Consider the following 18,358-nt stretch of genomic DNA (forward strand, 5'->3'; position numbering starts at 1 on the left):
GTGGTACATAAGCACTATATTGTTTTTAAACCTTATGGCTTTTTGAGCCAGTTTCAAACAAATTCAAGACAGCAGCGGTCAAAAAAGTTGTTAGGGAGTCTGGCGAATTTTCCTGAAGGAGCTATGGCAATTGGCCGCTTGGACGAGAAGTCGGAAGGACTGTTGCTAGTGACAACAGATGGGAAGGTAAGTGATTTTGTAAACAGTCAAAAAGTGGACAAGGAGTATTTTGCACAGGTGGACGGTAGAATTTCGGACGAAGCCGTAAAGCAGCTGGAAAGCGGGGTTGAAATCGGTGTTAATAGCAAGAAATATTTAACCAAGCCTTGTACGGTGGTTAAGCTGAATGGCGTGCCAGATTTGCCTGGGCGACCGCAAAAGATCAGGGATGATAGGCATGGTCCTACTTCTTGGGTGTCCATAACGCTCAACGAAGGTAAATTTCGTCAGGTGAGAAAAATGACTTCGGCAGTTGGATGTCCAACCTTACGCTTAGTGCGGGTACGGGTTGGAAATATAAAGATAGGCGAAATGCAACCGGGCGATGTGGTTGAGGTTGCTGGTTTTGCTAATCTTGGTTAGAATTCTAGTTTTTTTAGTTCGTTGTAATTTCGGTTGAGGCGTTTTAGTAGTAGGCCGTAGATGATCCTGTAAAAAAACCAGATAACAAGGATGAAAACCGTGATAAATACAATGATAACTATTGTTGTGACAATAAGTTCCATGTTACCAAGATGACTGAATTTTCCGGATACGGCAGGGTTGTGTTTAAAGGCAAAATAAAAACCTATAATTAACGAAAAACCAGCCATAATAAGATTGTATAACACATAGTATTTTATGATCTTACGTGTTTTTAAAATGCTTTCCATTAGTTTTTTTGCACTATCTGTCACAGAAATAGATCTATAAGATGTAAAGAGCAGGTATATAAAAAGAAGGATGATGCCGTAACTTAATACGGTTAGGCCGGTAAACAAGAATTCGTTATCGTAAATGGTGTTGAGTTTTTTCTGGTATTCCTCAGATGTCATGTAGGGTATAGAATTGATAACGATCCAAAATAATAATTCCGCTACACTTATGTAAAATAGTGTTTTAACAATGGAGGACGATTTTTTGTGCAACATTGCGTATAGTTCGGCTGTTGTCTTTTTTGTAAAGCCACCATTTTCTTTGTTCCAGTCTTTTTTCAATAACTCTAATTCATCCATGTTATTAAGGGTTTAGTATGGTTTTTAGCTTGGTTTTAATTCTGTTCATTTTTACACGTGCATTGACTTCGCTAATTCCCAGAGTTTCACTAATCTCTCTGTAGTCTTTGTCTTCTAGATACAAGAAAACAAGGGCTTTTTCAATATCATTCAGTTGATGGATTGCCTTGTAAAGCGTTTTAAGTTGTTGTTCTTCTGTGTCGTCATATTGTTCAGTTTTGATTTTAAATGCCACACCGTTAAAATCTTGCGTACTTATTGTACGTTTCGATTTTCTGTACAGTGTTATTGCTGTATTTAAGCTAACTCGGTACATCCAGGTGCTAAATTTAGCGTCTCCTCGAAACTTAGGAAAAGCCTTCCAGAGTTGGATGGTTATTTCTTGAAATAAGTCGTTATGAGCGTCTTGGTTGTTGGTGTATAAGCGACATACTTTATGTACAATATTCTGGTGCTTTTCTAGTAGAGCGATAAAATTATGTTCCTGTTCTTTGTTCAATGTAATTGGGTTAGCTATAATGTTAGTATGTTGGTGGTTTAAAATGTTACAAACAATTGTAAATATAAAATTTTAAGCTAAATAAAGCTTGGTGTATTGAGGTTGTTTTTCTGCGCCTATTCATTTGCGATTAATTAAACTTATTGTTCGTGTTTACTGTTGTAAATTGCTGATTTTAAATTAATTATATTTCAACCATAGATAAAATCTATGCAGGTTTTTTTGTGAGTTTTGTATTTCTTCCAATGAATCTTGAAGCTTTCAAATAATGAACTCATCTTGACTTTTTTGATTGAAGTGAAAATTAGCTATTTTGAGCTTGATGGAAGGCATTTTTAAGTTGCATAGCAGGGCTACGGAATGAGAAAATGACGAAAAGCAGGCTCAAAAGGGCAATTTTTTAACCAATTGGAGAAAGTCAAGATGAGTTCAATTATAAAGTTATGTGTTAATTTGATTAGCTAGTTGGTTTGTATGAATATTTTATCAAAAGCTAATAATTGGTTAATGACCATAATCTTAGTACTGTCGCAATTAATGAGCATAAAATATTGTTGTCTTGATTTTTGTGAAAAACTACAAAAACAAAGCAAAATACTGAAATTTTGACATATTTTTATGTTGTTTTAGTGAAAAATTGTCTGTTTTTAATTCATAGATAACGGATTTATAGCTTAAAAATAGTTTGTTTTGATATTGGTATTCTTTTTGTTTTTTGTTAAACGAAACTTAGAAGATTGTTTAACTTAAAAATTTTTCAATTATGAGCACTTTAGTAACATTGCCAAAAAATGGAGGTCTATCAAAAAGAACAAGACCGTTTTCAGGTTTTCCGTTATTATCAGATTGGTTTGATGATTTTTCACTAAGCGAGTTTCCGTCTATGTTTAATTCTAGCTTTAATACAGGTATGTCATTGCCTAAAGTAAACATAAAAGAAGAAACAGACGCTTATATTGTAGAAATGGCTGTTCCGGGATTGAAAAAAACAGATTTTCATATAAACTTAGAGAACAATACTTTATCCATTTCTGCAGAAATTAACGAATCCAATGAAAATAAAAATGAAGGCTATACTCGTAGAGAGTTTGGGTATTCTTCATTTAAAAGAGCGTTTACATTGCCAGAGACGGTAGAAGAAGGCAAGATACGAGCTAATTATAGCGAGGGGATTTTGCATGTGCACCTTCCTAAAAAAGAAGAGGCTAAACAAAAACCGCCCCGTGAAATAAAGATTTCTTAAAGTAAGCAGCTCAATGGAGCTGCTTTTTTTTGTTCAAAGTTAAAATAACAGTTTTCCAAATAAGGCAAAGGTTAGATGAGAGTAGTCAATGCCGCAAAGGTCAAAACATTTTATTCATAAAATGGCATGAGGTAAAGCTTAGGGGTTTTAGCATGGGTATTCGAATTGTTGCTGTGGTTGTTAGGTAAATGAGCTTTTTCGAATGCAATTAATTGTTTTTAAGTATTTTAAGTGATAAATATCATTGTTTTTGAGCGGTAGTTTTGCTAAATTTATAGTAATGAACAACTTCTGGCAAGACCATGAGGCATTTATAGGTTGAACATTTTGATTCCTTGACATGTCTCGGAGTAATTTGTATATGGATTGTCGAGTAAATTCAACTATCATGATCTCGAAAAAAAATCCAAAAGTAGATGTAGGGCGAAATAGTGGCCTCTATTTTGCCATAGGTCTTAATTTGATGTTGTTGTTGTCATGGCAAGCTTTGGAATTTAAGACCTATGAAAAAAAAGTTGCATCAATTGATGTTATAGAAATGGTAGCGCAAATTGAAGAGGACATCCCAGTTGTACCAGTAAATACAGAGCTGCCACCACCGCCACCTGTAGCTGTTGTAGAGTCTATTGAAATTGTTGAAGATGTTGTCGAAATTGAAGAAACGGTTATTGAAAGTTCCGAAACGACTCAGGAAGAAGCAATTGAAGAGCGTGTTGTGAATGTTGAAGACATTGAGATTGAGGAAGTGACTGAAGATGTAGAGGTGCCCTTTGCCGTATTGGAAAACGTACCTGTGTTTCCTGGTTGCGAAGGAAAGACTAAAAGTGAAATTAAGGCGTGCTTTCAAACCAAAATCCAAGAACATGTACGAAAACATTTTAAGTATCCCGATTCGGCTGTGGATTTAGGTATTCAGGGACGTGTATTTGTATTATTTGTAATTGACTCAAAAGGGCATACCATAAATGTAAAATCTAGGGGACCAGATAAAATTTTGGAAAAAGAGGCAGAACGCATTATAAAGTTGTTGCCGCAAATGGAACCTGGCACGCAACGCGGTAAACCTGTAAAAGTATCTTATGCAATTCCCATATACTTTAAAATGGAGTCGATATGATACTGTATTACATGTATATGAAAGCGTTTGAAATAAATTTTTCTATTTGGTGTTTTTGGCCAATCGTCGTATGGTAACCCATTGCTTTAACATATCTCTTGCATCTTGCGCAGGATATCCTAAAACGGTTTGACCAGCAGAAACGTTGTTCATTACACCTGATCCAGCCCCTACAGTGGCACCCGAATGAATGGTTGTGTGGTCTTTTATGGAGGCACTGCCACCAATTACAACGCCATCTCCCAAAGTTACAGAGCCAGCTAGTCCACTATGACCGGCCATAATACAAGAGCGTCCCATAGTGCTGTTATGTGCTATTTGAACGAGGTTATCTATTTTACAGCCATCTCCAATAATGGTTGCACTAAATTTTGCACGATCGACACAAGAATTAGCGCCAATTTCTACTTGATGCCCAATAATAACCTTCCCTATCTGTGGGATTTTGGTCAATCCCTGACCGTTATCACTTGGCCGGTACCCAAAGCCATCCGCACCTATGCTAACATTGGTGTGAAAAATGCAATGACTTCCAATCTCGGTACGCTCACGTATAACCGTACCCGACCATATAACCGTATGGTCGCCAATAGTGGTTTCATCAAAAACACATACATTGGGATAGAGTATGACGCCTGTTCCCAGTTCAACGTCTTTCCCAACATAGCAGTTTGCACCAATTTTACAATTATTGCCAATTATAGCTGTATTGTGAATAACGGCAGTGGGGTGAATATCTATATTGAATTCGGGTGTTGGCGGAGTAAATAGTTCTAATATTTTGGCCATTGCCAAATCGGCATTTTTTACTTTTATCAAAGCACGATTAGGATCAGGTTCTAGTTTTATGTTGGCGCTAATGACAGCCGAACATGCTTTTGAACTATGCCAAAGGGGGATGTATTTGCTACTTCCTATAAAGGAAATGTGAGCACTTTGGGCATTTTGTAATTGTTCGGGACCAGTAATTTTTCGGGAAGTATTTCCAATTAATTCACCTTTTAAAATGTCATTAATCTCCTCTATGTTATATGTTTTCATTAAAGTGACGGTATGTTTGCGTTAAGGTAATAGTTGTAAAGCTAACCGAAAAACAATAAAAACAGCTTTTTTTATGGTTTATATAACGTTTAATCACTGTTTTGTAAAACTTCATTTCCAATATCTAAAACATTACTTACAAAATCGTCAAAATCGTTGGTGTTTACCCTATGACTGGAAATGGCACAGCGTATACAGTAGTTGCCGTTAAGAGTGGTATATCCTGGCAGCGCAATAGCTCGTTCTTCAATTTGTAATTTAATTTCCTTATTGAGTGTGTTTAATTGTTCTTGGGTTAATCCGCCCGGATTATAGCGAAAACAAACAATATCCATACCTATGGGAGCCAGAAGCTCCAAATCGTTGTTATTTGCAATGCAATTGCCTAAATAATGTGCTTGTTCGATGTTTCTGGTAATCATACGGCCAAAGCGTTCACTGCCGTGTTCTTTTAAGGACATCCAAACTTTTAAGGCTCTAAAGCGTCTGGATAATTGTAAACCGTACTCGCTAAACCAATCGGTTCCCGAGGCAATACCTCTGGTATTTTTTTCTAAATACTCGGGTATTAACGAAAAGGTGCTCTTGTGTTGAACACTGTCTTTAATAAGCACACAACCAGCCTCAAAAGGCATGTGTAGCCATTTATGCAGGTCTAGGGCAACAGAATCTGCGCGTTCAATACCTTTTAGTAGTGGTTTTATTTTGGGTGACAGCATGGCGATAGCGCCAATAGCGCCGTCAACATGAAACCACAGATTTTCTTGTTCGCAAATATTGGCAACGGTAGTTAAATCGTCTATGGCACCAGTATTTACCGTTCCTGAAGAGCCAATGATACAAATGGGCCGCAAGCCGTTATTTTTATCGTCTTGGATTTGTTGCTTTAAAGCTTCCACATTAATCGTATAATCGTGGTTAACCTTGATTTTCTTAAGACCTTTGGTGCCGAGCCCCAAGAGTTCAATTGCTTTGGTATTGCAGCTATGGATTTCGGTAGAGGCATAGAATACCAAATTATTTTCCTTTAATCCTTCTTTGCGTACGTCGTAACCAGCTTTGGCATTTCTTGCAACCGCTAGGGCTGTGTAGTTGGCCATTGATCCGCCACTCACCATAAGGCCTCCAGCCGATTGTGGGAATTTCACAATGTCTTTAATCCAACTTATGACTTGTTCTTCTACTTTATGGGCGGCATGATTACCGCCTCCTAAATTGGGATTAAGTATCGAAGCCCAAAAATCGCCCATAACGCCAGAAATGGTTCCGTTGCCCATATACCATGCCCAAAAACGCGGATGGATATTGCCCATAGGATAGGGCAGTACTGTTTCTTGCAATGCCTTGTAAACTGTTTTGGCGTCACTGGGATGTTCAGGTAATGGTGTGCTAAAACTGCTTAAAACAGCCTCTGGCATCTCTTGCCAAATCTTACGTTCCCTAACGTTCTCAATGTAATTGAAAGCATCCTCTACCATTTGGTGCATTAAGGCTTTCGATTCTTTCCAGTCTTTAGGATCGAGTGTTTCAAAATCTTTGTAATTGTTGTTGGTAGCCATATACTAAGGATTATACTACCAAGATAGTAAATATGGAAGGATTTATAATAGATTTATTTGGTTACATCGGACTATATTTAGTTTTCCAATTTCTTTTTCATCTATTGTTTTCTCCATACAATTACAATCGGAACGATTTAGACTTGTAACAGATTTTTAACTATTATGTATCCCATTTAAACCTGCAGAACACCTAGGTTAAAAGGTTTTTCAATAGGTGCATGGTTGGCAGCTTCAATCCCCATACTAATCCACTGTCGTGTATCTAAGGGATTAATAATGGCATCCGTCCAAAGACGTGCAGCTGAGTAATATGGTGACACCTGATTGTCGTAGCGATCTTTAATTTTGTTAAAAAGTTCAGCCTCTTTTTCTGGTGTTATTTTTTCACCTTGCTTTTTAAGGGAAGCTGTTTCTATTTGTAGCAATACTTTGGCAGCACTATTACCACTCATAACGGCCAATTCTGCACTGGGCCAAGCGACAATAAACCTAGGGTCATAAGCTTTACCGCACATGGCGTAATTACCAGCCCCGTAACTGTTACCAATAATAATGGTAAATTTTGGGACGACACTATTGCTAACGGCATTTACCATTTTAGCACCATCTTTAATAATGCCGCTATGCTCGCTTTTGCTTCCCACCATAAAACCGGTAACATCCTGTAGGAATACCAATGGGATTTTTTTCTGGTTACAATTGGCAATAAAACGGGTGGCTTTATCGGCACTGTCGTTATAGATCACACCACCAAATTGCATTTCGCTGGGTTTGGTTTTAGCGCCTTTGGTCTTTACGATTTTCCGCTGATTGGCAACGATACCCACTGCCCAACCATCGATACGTGCATAGCAGGTAATGATAGTTTGTCCGTAACCTGCTTTGTATTCATCGTATTCCGAATTATCTACGATACGTTTAATGATCTCGTACATATCATACTGATCTGTTCTAGATTTGGGGAGGATACCAAAAATATCTTCGGGATTTTCTTTAGGTTTTTTAGAAACTGTACGATTAAAACCCGCCTTTTCGTAATCACCTATCTTGTCAATAATACTTTTGATTTTATCCAGGGCAGCTTGGTCGTTCTCAGCTTTATAGTCGGTAACACCGCTAATTTCGCAATGTGTTGTGGCGCCACCCAAGGTTTCGTTGTCAATAGTTTCCCCAATGGCGGCTTTAACGAGGTAGCTGCCAGCTAAAAAGATGCTTCCGGTCTTATCAACAATTAATGCTTCGTCACTCATAATAGGGAGGTAGGCGCCTCCTGCCACACAACTCCCCATAACAGCAGCTATTTGTGTGATTCCCATACTGCTCATAATGGCATTGTTTCTAAAGATACGTCCGAAATGCTCTTTGTCCGGGAATATTTCATCTTGCATTGGCAAATACACACCAGCAGAGTCAACCAAGTAAATAATTGGTAGTTTGTTTTCTATAGCAATTTCTTGTGCCCTTAAATTCTTTTTGGCGGTTATGGGGAACCAAGCACCGGCTTTTACAGTGGCATCATTTGCGACAACAATACATTGTTTTCCTTTTATGTAACCTATTTTAACAACAACACCAGCTGAAGGGCAACCACCATGTTCAGGATACATGTCTTCCCCGGCAAAAGCCCCAATCTCGATCGATTCGGACTTAGCGTCCAATAAATAACCTATACGTTCCCTAGCGGTCAATTTTCCATTGCTATGTTGCTTTTCAATTCTGGATTTTCCGCCGCCAAGGCTTACTTTGCCTAGTCGTTTATTAAGTTCGGATACTAAAAGTTTATTGTGGTCTTCGTTCTTGTTGAAGTTTATGTCCATACCATAAATTGTTTGCTGCTAAAGTACAAAAGTTTCAAATGTTTTATTGTTTTCTTAATAAAATCATAATATATGTTACATGGAAATATATTCCTTGGTAAGTAAATTTATTCTTTGTACATTTGCCATGAATTTAAATATTAAAAAATGAAAAAGACTAAAATTATTTATTATGTATCTACGGGTTTATTATCCTTACTGATTTTGTTTTCGGCATCAATGTATTTTTTTAAGCATGATGATGTTTCTAAAATGTTTGCTAATTTTGGATATCCATCATATATAATATATCCGTATGCCGTAGCTAAGCTTTTGGGGGTATTTGCTATTTGGAATACAAATTTTAAAGCATTAAAAGAGTGGGCTTATTCAGGGTTTTTCTTTGCTTTCATTTTAGCGTTCTTTGCTCATTATATGATTGGTGATGGTCAGCAAACAGGAGCTTTTTTAGCATTGACACTATTAATAGTGGCTTACGTATCTAATTATAGAATTAATAAACTTGGTAATAGCATTAAAAAATAAAAATGAAGAAAGTTATAGCATTTGCAGGAAGTAACAGTAAGCATTCCATAAACAAACAATTAGTAACGTACGCGTCTAGTTTGGTAGAAAACAATGAAGTCTCCATTTTAGATTTAAACGATTTTGAGTTGCCGCTTTTTGGGGTAGACTTAGAAGCAGAGATAGGGGGGCAGCCAAAAAATGCACACAAGTTCCTAAGCCATATAGAAATGGCTGATGGTATAATCGTATCACTTGCAGAACATAACGGTGCCTATTCAACAGCATTTAAAAACTTATTGGATTGGATGTCACGTATAGAGGGAAAAACCTTTTATGGTAAACCGATGCTGTTAATGGCAACCTCTCCTGGTGCGCGCGGTGGGAAATCGGTTTTGGGAATGGCCCAAGATAGATTTCCGAGGCATACTGCCAATATTACAGGGGCGTTTTCATTGCCTTCATTTAACGCAAACTTTACCAACGGAAAAATTAATGATCCAGAATTAAATGCTGTTTTAAAAGAAGAAATTAAAAGCTTTCAAGAAGCATTATAACTATATAGAAAAGAGTTACGGTAAGTTCTTTATATTTGGTTCAAAATATTGATGTTTATGGGAGATTTGTCAAAAGAAATAAACTCTACTTTCCCTAGCAGTAGGGTGAAAGCTATGCTAAACATTGTTTATACGGCTAATTGGATAAATAGCCACCAAAATGCTTTTTTTAAACCGTTTCAGATTTCCCCGCAACAGTTTAACATATTAAGAATTCTTAAAGGCGCCGGAAAACCTACAAAAGTACAGACCATAAAAGAACGAATGATAGAACGTTCGCCTAATGCCACCCGATTAATGGATAAGTTATGTGATAAACAATTGATTAAGCGCTCGCCATGTCCGGGTGACCGACGTGTAGTGTTTATTGAAATAACCGAACAAGGACTAAAACTTTTGGAGGAAATATCTAAAGAACTTAAAGACGACCTTTTGAACAATTTGTCAGAGGAAGAAGCATTACAGCTCAGTAATTTACTTGATAAAATAAGGTAGTCGAACATTGAGTATAATGGTCTCCTTTAATTTTTTATGTGCTCATGAAGTTTATGTTTAATGCAATTCTAAAGCAACATTAATATTGGTTTTTTAAGGGACAAAATAAAAATTAGTGACTTAACACCAAATTATGTAGAAATAAAGCGAAGTATAATTATATTTGCAGCCTTAATTTTTACAACTATGAAAGCAGGAATAGTAGGATTACCAAACGTAGGGAAGTCAACCTTATTTAATTGTTTATCTAATGCCAAAGCCCAAAGTGCAAACTTTCCGTTTTGTACTATAGAGCCAAACCTAGGAGTGGTTAATGTGCCAGATCCAAGATTGGAAGCATTAGAAAAACTAGTTAACCCCGAACGTGTGCAGCCGGCTGTTGTAGAAATTGTTGATATAGCAGGGTTGGTAAAGGGCGCTAGTAAAGGAGAAGGTTTAGGAAATCAGTTTTTAGCTAACATTCGAGAGACCGATGCTATTCTGCACGTTTTACGTTGTTTTGATAATGATAATATCGTTCACGTAGACGGAAATGTTAATCCGATACGAGACAAGGAAACCATCGATATGGAGTTACAGCTTAAAGACCTGGAAACTGTTGAAAAAAAACTAGATAAGGTAAAGCGAGCTGCAAAAACAGGAAATAAGGATGCGCAAAAAGAGGAAGCAGTGTTGTTACAGATAAAAGCTGGGCTAGAAGCTGGTGTATCTGTTCGTGCTTTGGAATTTAGTGATGATGATTATGCCGATTTTGTAAAACCTTCTCAGTTTATTACAGATAAGCCAGTTATGTATGTTTGTAATGTGGATGAAGGTTCTGCCGTTTCAGGAAATGCTTATGTTGACCAAGTAAAAGAAGCTGTTAAAGGTGAAAAAGCGGAGGTGTTAGTATTGGCCGTAGGAACTGAAGCCGATATTAATGAATTGGATGACTATGAAGAACGCCAGCTATTTTTACAAGATATAGGACTGGAAGAGCCTGGATCAGCAAAATTAATTAGAGCAGCTTACAAGCTATTAAATCAACAAACCTATTTCACCGCAGGCGTTAAGGAAGTTCGTGCCTGGACTGTCGATATAGGTGCTACGGCACCACAAGCCGCAGGGGTGATTCATACCGATTTTGAAAAAGGATTTATTCGAGCGGAAGTAATAGGTTATAATGATTATATAGATTTTGGAAGTGAGGCCAAAGTAAAAGAAGCTGGAAAAATGCGTGTAGAAGGAAAAAACTATGTTGTTAAAGATGGCGATGTAATGCATTTCTTATTTAACGTGTAGTAGTAGCGTTTTCTAGGGTTTATAGCCTTATTTGTTTTCTCGTCAATTCATAATTTACTGGGCGTAAATCATTTATTTTAAAAGTTAGTTTTTATATTGTAGGAATTTAATTATATTTGACATCCCTTAAGCAAATATTAATTAAACCATGCCCATAGTTCAAATAAAGACTGAAATAAATTCAGATATAAAAACCTGTTTTGATTTAGCTAGGAACATAGATTTGCATCAAGAATCCTTAAAACATTCTAACGAAAAGGCTATTGCGGGAAAAGTTACAGGGCTAATAAAACAGGGCGAGTGGGTTAGTTGGGAAGCCAAACATGTTGGTTTTGTACAGCATCTAACATCCAAGATCGTCGAGTTTAACGAACCCAATTATTTTGTCGGCGAAATGGTCTTTGGCGCTTTTAAATGGTTTCGTCATGAGTATCATTTTTATGAAAGTGCAAATAAAACGTTAATCGTGGGTAAATTTCATTTCGAGTCGCCATATGGCATTTTGGGAAAGCTTGCAAATTTCTTGTTTTTAAGGCGCTACATGGAGAAACTTTTAAAAACTAGAATTTATTTTTTGAAAGCTGTAGCGGAATCCTCGTAATCGCACTTTCCTTTTATTTGAGATGTCTTTATAGAGAAGTGTTAAAGTGTACTTCATTGCGTTGAACGTCGTAATTTCAATCTATCCAATAAAACTACCTTAAAATGCAATCCTACTTTCGTTGCATGAAATTAAGTAGGCGATTCATTTACGGTATATTGATTGGTATTTTAGGGGTGGTGCTGTTTTCTTCTAAAGCCGTTATGGTAAAAATGGCGTATCAATATCAAATAGATGCGTTAAGTATGTTATTGCTTCGTATGCTGTTTGCATTTCCGTTTTATGTATTCGTGATATTACTGTATAGAAAGAAACAATTTGCTGTCCAGGTAGGGTACAAGGATTATGTTTGGGTATTTGTTTTTGGCTTTGTAGGCTACTATTTGGCAAGTTATTTCGATTTTGTAGGGTTAACTTATATTAAGGCTAGTTTGGAGCGTATCATTTTATTTTTATACCCTACAATTGTTTTATTGTTAAATAAAGTGTTTTTAAAACAACGCATAACTAAGGTGCAAACAGGTGCTATGGCTCTAACTTATTTAGGGATCGTTATAGCATTTTGGGATGAGGTCGCCATGTCTGGAAGCAATACCTATTTGGGAGGTATTTATATTTTACTAAGTGCCATAACATATGCATCCTATTTAGTGGGTAGCGGTTGGTTGCTGCCCAAATTTGGTGTAATGAAATTCACAGCCTATGCTATGTTGGTATCCTGTTTGTGTGTTTTTGTACATTATAGCTTAGTTGTTGAGGCCCCTCTTTTTGGTTATCCCTGGCAAGTATACCTTTTAGGAGGTTTAATAGCCGTTTTCGCAACAGTTATTCCGTCTTTTTTGGTATCTGCATCTATAAAAATGATCACGTCATCCAATTTTGCGATTGTAGCTGGTATTGGACCTATTTCTACAATAGTCTTAGCTGCTATATTTTTAAATGAGCATTTAACCATGCTTCAATTATTTGGAGCATTGGCTGTTATTGTAGGGATTTGTTTCGTTTCTTTAAAAACGAAGCGATAAAGTTGTTGTATTGAACTCATCTTGACTTTTTTGATTGAAGTGAAAATTAGCTATTTTGAGCTTGATGGAAGGCATTTTTAAGTTGCATAGCAGGGCTACGGAATGAGAAAATGACGAAAAGTAGGCTCAAAAGAGCAATTTTTTAACCAATTGGAAAAAGTCAAGATGAGTTCATTTAGTGTTCTCAACAAAAACAGTGCTATATTGTTAATTATTTTGTCTCATCGTTATTTCATTTTTTATAGCGTTGTATTATATTAGCGTTCTATCATAAATTTTGCTCAATTCTATGTCTGTACAATCCAATTACACCGAAGATAATATACGCTCACTTGACTGGAAAGAACATATTCGAATGCGACCGGGAATGTATATTGGGAAGCTAGGGGATGGATCGTCACCAGATGATGGTATTTATATACTCTTAAAGGAAGTTTTAGATAATTCCATTGACGAATATGTGATGGGTGCCGGTAAGACCATTGAAATATCCATTCAAGGGACTAAAGTAACCGTACGCGATTATGGTCGTGGTATTCCCCTAGGAAAGGTCGTCGATGTTGTTTCTAAAATGAATACTGGTGGTAAATACGATTCAAAAGCCTTTAAGAAATCAGTTGGACTAAATGGGGTGGGAACAAAAGCGGTAAATGCTTTGTCATCTTACTTTAGAGTAGAGTCAACGCGCGAGAATCGCTCGGCATCAGCAGAGTTTGAACAAGGCAATCTGATTAACGAAGATCTGTTAGAAGAAACTTCGCGCAGAAAAGGAACAAAAGTGTCCTTTATTCCCGATTTAAGTATTTTTAAAAACTATAAATTTAGAAGTGAGTATGTTGTTAAAATGCTTAAAAACTATGTCTACTTAAATCCTGGTTTAACTATCGTTTTTAATGGTGAGAAATTTTACAGCGAAAACGGACTAAAAGATTTATTAAGTGAAAACATTAATGATTCCGACTTATTGTACCCTATTATCCACTTGCGTGGAGATGATATAGAAATAGCGCTAACACATAGCAAAACACAGTATAGTGAAGAATACCATTCCTTTGTAAATGGACAGAATACTACACAGGGAGGAACACATTTAAATGCATTTAGGGAAGCTTTAGTAAAAACACTTAGAGAATTTTACGGTAAAAATTACGATGCTTCTGATGTTCGAAAATCGGTAGTAAGTGCCATAGCTATAAAGGTTATGGAACCCGTATTTGAGAGTCAGACCAAAACAAAGTTGGGGTCAACAGATATGGGTGGCGATTTACCAACGGTTCGCACTTATATAAACGATTTTATAAAAACGAACCTAGACAACTATTTGCATAAAAACCCAGAAGCAGCCGAAAAGATACAACGTAAAATATTACAGGCCGAGCGTGAACGTAAGGAATTGTCCGGTATTAGAAAATTAGCAAGGGATCGCGCCAAAAAGGCCAGTTTACACAATAAAAAGTTGCGTGATTGTCGCGTGCATTTTGGAGACACTAAAAACGAACGCAATTTAGAAACCACATTATTTATTACAGAGGGAGATTCAGCATCAGGAAGTATTACTAAATCACGAGACGTGAATACCCAAGCTGTTTTTAGTTTAAAAGGAAAACCTTTAAACTGTTACGGTTTAAGTAAAAAAATTGTGTACGAAAATGAAGAGTTCAACCTGTTACAAGCCGCTTTAAATATAGAGGAATCTTTAGAAGATTTACGCTATAACAACGTTGTAATCGCAACCGATGCCGATGTAGACGGTATGCATATTCGACTGTTGCTTATCACGTTTTTCTTGCAGTTTTTTCCTGAAGTGATAAAAGAAGGCCATTTGTATATTTTACAAACACCTTTGTTCCGTGTGCGTAATAAAAAGGAAACCATTTATTGTTATTCTGAAGAAGAACGTCGCCAAGCCATAGAAAAACTAAAGCCCAAACCAGAGATTACGCGATTTAAGGGATTGGGTGAGATTTCGCCAGATGAATTCCAACATTTTATAGGGGACGATATCCGTTTAGATCCTGTAATGCTGGACGATAATATGTCTATTGAAGAATTATTGGCTTTCTATATGGGTAAAAACACACCAACACGACAAGAGTTTATAATTGACAACTTAAAAGTGGAACTGGATTTGATTGAAGAAGACAAAAATTAATGCGAACCAACAATGGGAAAATAAGGAACGTTATTATTTCGGTATACTTTATACTAATCGTGTTAGCTATCGTTATGTCGACCGTATTTAGTGCATTTAAAAATATTACAGGAAACCCAACACTTACGTTTTTATTATTTTTATTTGGTTTCATCGCTTTGTTTTTTATTGTACATGCCATTTCTAAATACTTTGAGTATGACAGTGACGGTATGAAAGTCGTGTTAATTAATAGAGGCCTACTGCTTTCAGATTATTTAAATTATAGGGAATTTAAGGTTGAGTTTGAAAAGCAACAGTTGGTATCCTATAAAATATACAACTACCTTGTTTTTAAAAGTTTGGTGTTGCACATTAAAAATAACCATAGCGGAACAAAACGAGTACACTTTAATGTTACCTTAGTGAGCAGAAAAAAGCGCAAATATATAAAGCAATCATTGCGAAAAATGATGAAGGCTAATAGAAAAAAAATGAATAGTTGATGATAGAAGAAAACGACGATTTGATTAACGATCAAGACGAACCACAGGAAACCATTACCCGGGTAACGGGCATGTATAAAGATTGGTTTTTGGATTATGCATCGTATGTTATATTAGAACGTGCCGTTCCTGCTATTGAAGACGGTTTTAAACCGGTGCAGCGACGTATCATGCATTCTATGAAAGATTTGGATGACGGGCGCTATAACAAAGTGGCAAACATAGTTGGGCACACCATGCAGTACCACCCGCACGGAGATGCTAGTATCGCCGATGCCATGGTGCAGATAGGGCAAAAGGATTTGTTAATAGATACCCAGGGTAACTGGGGGAATATACTAACGGGCGATAGTGCAGCCGCATCGCGTTATATAGAAGCCCGTTTGTCTAAATTTGCCCTAGACGTTGTTTACAACCCTAAGATAACCGAGTGGCAGGCCAGTTATGACGGACGTCGTAAAGAGCCGGTTAACCTGCCCGTAATGTTCCCATTGTTATTGGCGCAAGGAGGTGAGGGGATTGCGGTTGGACTTTCAACAAAAATACTGCCGCACAATTTTATAGAACTTATAGATGCTTCTGTAAAGCATTTACAAGGTAAGAGGTTTACAATTTTGCCTGATTTCCCAACAGCTGGAATTGCCGATTTTTCCAATTACAATGATGGTATGCGTGGTGGCAAGGTACGTGTACGTGCCAAAATATCACAACTTGATAAAAACACTTTGGTAATTACCGAGTTGCCTTACGGTACAACAACCTCTTCTTTGATCGATTCTATTCTAAAAGCCAATGACAAAGGAAAAATAAAGATTAAAAAAATCGAAGATAACACAGCTGCACAGGTAGAAATATTAGTGCATTTACCTTCTGGGTTGTCACCAGATAAAACTATTGATGCCCTATACGCCTTTACAAGCTGTGAGTCCTCTATTTCACCCTTAGGATGTGTTATAGAAGATAATAAGCCCTTGTTTGTTGGTGTTACCGAAATGTTGCGCCGCTCGACCGATAACACCGTTGCGTTGCTAAAAAGTGAATTGGAAATAAAATTGGGTGAGCTTGAAGAACAGTGGCATTTTGCTTCTTTAGAACGTATTTTTATTGAGAATAGGATTTATCGGGATATTGAAGAAGAAGAAACTTGGGAAGGTGTTATAAAAGCGATCGATACAGGTTTAAAACCGCACACAAAACACCTAAAGCGTGTGGTTACCGAAGAAGATATTGTGCGTCTTACAGAAATTCGTATCAAGCGTATTTCAAAATTCGATATTGATAAAGCACAACAAAAAATAGATGCTTTAGAGGAAGAAATTGCACAGGTAAAACACCACTTAGCCCATATTATAGAGTATGCCATTGCCTATTTTAACAGACTAAAAAAGGAGTATGGCGAAGGACGTGAACGTAAAACGGAGATTCGCACATTTGATGATGTTGATGCAACCAAGGTCGTGATTAGAAACACCAAGCTATATGTAAATAGGGCAGAAGGTTTTATTGGAACATCGCTACGTAGGGATGAATATGTTTGCGACTGTAGTGATATCGATGACATTATCGTCTTTACAAAACAAGGTGTCATGATGGTAACAAAAGTAGACACCAAGACCTTTATAGGAAAAGACATTATTCATGTAGCTGTATTTAAAAAGAAAGACAAGCGTACCATTTACAATATGATTTATCGTGATGGAAAAAGTGGGCCTTCCTATATAAAGCGATTTGCAGTAACGGCCATAACACGTGATAAAGAATACGATTTAACAAACGGAAACAAAGGGTCTGTTGTCTTGTATTTTTCTGATAATCCTAATGGTGAAGCAGAGGTAGTTACGGTGTTGTTGCGACAAGCTGGCAGTATTAAGAAATTAAAATGGGATATCGATTTTGCCGATATTTTAATCAAAGGACGTGTTTCTAAAGGGAATTTAGTTACTAAATATTCGATAAAGCGCGTGGAACTGAAAGAGAAAGGTGTTTCAACCCTAAAACCGCGGAAGATTTGGTTTGATGATGCTGTACAACGCCTAAATGTAGATGGCCGAGGTGAGTTGGTTGGGGAATTTAGAGGCGAAGATCGTATTCTTATTATTAACCAGTCCGGTGTTGCAAAAACAATTATACCCGAGCTTACCGCTCATTTTGATGATGATATGATTGTTCTTGAAAAGTGGATTCCCAATAAACCTATTTCAGCAATTTATTACAATGGAGAAAAGGAACTGTACTATGTAAAACGTTTTTTAATTGAGAATGAAGGAAGAGAGGAACTATTTATTTCAGAGCACCCTAATTCAGTTTTAGAAGTAGTCTCAACCGATTGGAAACCTGTTGCTGAAGTCGTTTTTGCTAAAGAGCGTGGTAAGGATAGAAAAGAAAATTTAGAAATTAATTTAGATGCGTTTATAGCTGTTAAAGGTATTGCAGCTTTAGGTAATCAGTTGACGAAAGACAAGGTTAATCAAGTTAACTTATTGGATCCAATTCCGTTTGAAGCTCCCGAACCAAAACATGCTGACGATATAGATGTCGTTGATGAGGAAACGGTTTCAAAGTCAGACAATACGGAAGTTAGAAATTCTGATACAGTTGCTGCAGAAATTACGAATGACGATGCCGACACTGATAATGAAGGACAAATAACGCTATTTTAACATGAACAATGGATAAGAGTTCCAAATGTCTCTTCGAGTGAAATTCTGGAAGAATTTAGTACTTCGACTAAGCCCGTATCGAGCTTGTCGAGATGCTCAGTAAAG

Annotated in this window: 17 protein-coding genes; 12 read left to right on the top strand and 5 right to left on the bottom strand. The window is 36.9% G+C overall.

Annotated features, from left to right (window positions below):
• Entirely contained in the window at window positions 1-582 is a 582-nt protein-coding gene (locus tag JF259_RS10515; RefSeq protein ID WP_199115283.1) for a pseudouridine synthase, read from the top strand.
• Here JF259_RS10515 and JF259_RS10520 read toward each other — a convergent pair.
• Entirely contained in the window at window positions 579-1,214 is a 636-nt protein-coding gene (locus tag JF259_RS10520) for a hypothetical protein (RefSeq protein WP_199115284.1), read from the bottom strand. The two genes, JF259_RS10515 and JF259_RS10520, sit on opposite strands and share 4 nt — an antisense overlap.
• A 4-nt stretch (window positions 1,215-1,218) precedes the next feature.
• Window positions 1,219-1,713 carry an RNA polymerase sigma factor gene (locus JF259_RS10525; protein WP_199115285.1) on the bottom strand — a complete coding sequence of 165 codons (495 nt, stop codon included), beginning with the start codon at window positions 1,711-1,713 and terminating at the stop codon, window positions 1,219-1,221.
• A gap of 763 nt (window positions 1,714-2,476) precedes the next feature.
• Between JF259_RS10525 and JF259_RS10530 the strand changes: the two genes are divergently transcribed.
• Complete coding sequence (locus JF259_RS10530) at window positions 2,477-2,956, top strand: Hsp20/alpha crystallin family protein (RefSeq protein WP_199115286.1); 480 nt, start codon at window positions 2,477-2,479, stop codon at window positions 2,954-2,956.
• Window positions 2,957-3,344: 388 nt separating this feature from the next.
• Complete coding sequence (locus tag JF259_RS10535; RefSeq protein ID WP_199115287.1) at window positions 3,345-4,073, top strand: energy transducer TonB; 729 nt, start codon at window positions 3,345-3,347, stop codon at window positions 4,071-4,073.
• A 42-nt stretch (window positions 4,074-4,115) separates the two neighbouring features.
• Here the strand turns inward: JF259_RS10535 and lpxD are convergent, their stop codons facing one another.
• The 3 genes from lpxD to JF259_RS10550 all read right to left on the bottom strand — a co-directional run bounded on the left by lpxD (window position 4,116) and on the right by JF259_RS10550 (window position 8,493).
• Window positions 4,116-5,114, bottom strand: coding sequence for a UDP-3-O-(3-hydroxymyristoyl)glucosamine N-acyltransferase (lpxD, locus tag JF259_RS10540; RefSeq protein WP_199115288.1), 999 nt, complete (start codon window positions 5,112-5,114; stop codon window positions 4,116-4,118).
• Window positions 5,115-5,203: 89 nt separating this feature from the next.
• On the bottom strand, window positions 5,204-6,673 hold the full coding sequence (locus JF259_RS10545) for a pyridoxal phosphate-dependent decarboxylase family protein (protein ID WP_199115289.1): 1,470 nt from the start codon (window positions 6,671-6,673) through the stop codon (window positions 5,204-5,206).
• Window positions 6,674-6,849: 176 nt separating this feature from the next.
• Complete coding sequence (locus JF259_RS10550; RefSeq protein ID WP_199115290.1) at window positions 6,850-8,493, bottom strand: acyl-CoA carboxylase subunit beta; 1,644 nt, start codon at window positions 8,491-8,493, stop codon at window positions 6,850-6,852.
• A 147-nt stretch (window positions 8,494-8,640) separates the two neighbouring features.
• Between JF259_RS10550 and JF259_RS10555 the strand changes: the two genes are divergently transcribed.
• The 9 genes from JF259_RS10555 to JF259_RS10595 all read left to right on the top strand — a co-directional run bounded on the left by JF259_RS10555 (window position 8,641) and on the right by JF259_RS10595 (window position 18,253).
• Window positions 8,641-9,018 (top strand): DoxX family protein, encoded by a 378-nt coding sequence (locus JF259_RS10555; RefSeq protein ID WP_199115291.1) that lies wholly within the window; start codon window positions 8,641-8,643, stop codon window positions 9,016-9,018.
• A 2-nt stretch (window positions 9,019-9,020) separates the two neighbouring features.
• Window positions 9,021-9,554, top strand: coding sequence for an NADPH-dependent FMN reductase (locus JF259_RS10560; RefSeq protein WP_199115292.1), 534 nt, complete (start codon window positions 9,021-9,023; stop codon window positions 9,552-9,554).
• Window positions 9,555-9,611: 57 nt separating this feature from the next.
• Window positions 9,612-10,049, top strand: a complete 438-nt coding sequence (locus tag JF259_RS10565) for a MarR family winged helix-turn-helix transcriptional regulator (RefSeq protein ID WP_199115293.1) — start codon at window positions 9,612-9,614, stop codon at window positions 10,047-10,049.
• A 186-nt stretch (window positions 10,050-10,235) separates the two neighbouring features.
• A complete protein-coding gene (gene ychF / locus JF259_RS10570) occupies window positions 10,236-11,330 on the top strand; it encodes a redox-regulated ATPase YchF (protein ID WP_199115294.1) in 1,095 nt (364 codons plus the stop codon).
• A gap of 148 nt (window positions 11,331-11,478) precedes the next feature.
• On the top strand, window positions 11,479-11,931 hold the full coding sequence (locus tag JF259_RS10575; RefSeq protein WP_199115295.1) for an SRPBCC family protein: 453 nt from the start codon (window positions 11,479-11,481) through the stop codon (window positions 11,929-11,931).
• Window positions 11,932-12,056: 125 nt separating this feature from the next.
• Window positions 12,057-12,956: a DMT family transporter gene (locus JF259_RS10580; protein WP_199115296.1), complete on the top strand. Its 900-nt coding sequence runs from the start codon at window positions 12,057-12,059 to the stop codon at window positions 12,954-12,956.
• Window positions 12,957-13,245: 289 nt separating this feature from the next.
• The gene (locus tag JF259_RS10585) at window positions 13,246-15,108 is read left to right on the top strand and encodes a DNA topoisomerase IV subunit B (protein WP_199115297.1); all 1,863 of its coding nucleotides are present in this window, start codon (window positions 13,246-13,248) and stop codon (window positions 15,106-15,108) included.
• Window positions 15,108-15,593 (top strand): hypothetical protein, encoded by a 486-nt coding sequence (locus JF259_RS10590; RefSeq protein WP_199115298.1) that lies wholly within the window; start codon window positions 15,108-15,110, stop codon window positions 15,591-15,593. Before JF259_RS10585 ends, JF259_RS10590 begins: the two co-directional genes overlap by 1 nt.
• A complete protein-coding gene (locus JF259_RS10595; RefSeq protein WP_199115299.1) occupies window positions 15,593-18,253 on the top strand; it encodes a DNA gyrase/topoisomerase IV subunit A in 2,661 nt (886 codons plus the stop codon). Before JF259_RS10590 ends, JF259_RS10595 begins: the two co-directional genes overlap by 1 nt.
• Window positions 18,254-18,358: the final 105 nt, after the last annotated feature.

Origin of the sequence: Snuella sedimenti, from assembly GCF_016428595.1 — a bacterium.
GTDB lineage: Bacteria > Bacteroidota > Bacteroidia > Flavobacteriales > Flavobacteriaceae > Snuella > Snuella sedimenti.

Coding starts and splice junctions, on each gene's coding strand:
- JF259_RS10520 (WP_199115284.1), bottom strand. CDS start 1,214: ATGGATGAATTAGAGTTATTGAAAAAAGACTGGAACAAAGAAAATGGT.
- JF259_RS10530 (WP_199115286.1), top strand. CDS start 2,477: ATGAGCACTTTAGTAACATTGCCAAAAAATGGAGGTCTATCAAAAAGA.
- JF259_RS10535 (WP_199115287.1), top strand. CDS start 3,345: ATGATCTCGAAAAAAAATCCAAAAGTAGATGTAGGGCGAAATAGTGGC.
- lpxD (WP_199115288.1), bottom strand. CDS start 5,114: ATGAAAACATATAACATAGAGGAGATTAATGACATTTTAAAAGGTGAA.
- JF259_RS10545 (WP_199115289.1), bottom strand. CDS start 6,673: ATGGCTACCAACAACAATTACAAAGATTTTGAAACACTCGATCCTAAA.
- JF259_RS10550 (WP_199115290.1), bottom strand. CDS start 8,493: ATGGACATAAACTTCAACAAGAACGAAGACCACAATAAACTTTTAGTA.
- JF259_RS10555 (WP_199115291.1), top strand. CDS start 8,641: ATGAAAAAGACTAAAATTATTTATTATGTATCTACGGGTTTATTATCC.
- JF259_RS10560 (WP_199115292.1), top strand. CDS start 9,021: ATGAAGAAAGTTATAGCATTTGCAGGAAGTAACAGTAAGCATTCCATA.
- JF259_RS10565 (WP_199115293.1), top strand. CDS start 9,612: ATGGGAGATTTGTCAAAAGAAATAAACTCTACTTTCCCTAGCAGTAGG.
- ychF (WP_199115294.1), top strand. CDS start 10,236: ATGAAAGCAGGAATAGTAGGATTACCAAACGTAGGGAAGTCAACCTTA.
- JF259_RS10575 (WP_199115295.1), top strand. CDS start 11,479: ATGCCCATAGTTCAAATAAAGACTGAAATAAATTCAGATATAAAAACC.
- JF259_RS10580 (WP_199115296.1), top strand. CDS start 12,057: ATGAAATTAAGTAGGCGATTCATTTACGGTATATTGATTGGTATTTTA.
- JF259_RS10585 (WP_199115297.1), top strand. CDS start 13,246: ATGTCTGTACAATCCAATTACACCGAAGATAATATACGCTCACTTGAC.
- JF259_RS10590 (WP_199115298.1), top strand. CDS start 15,108: ATGCGAACCAACAATGGGAAAATAAGGAACGTTATTATTTCGGTATAC.
- JF259_RS10595 (WP_199115299.1), top strand. CDS start 15,593: ATGATAGAAGAAAACGACGATTTGATTAACGATCAAGACGAACCACAG.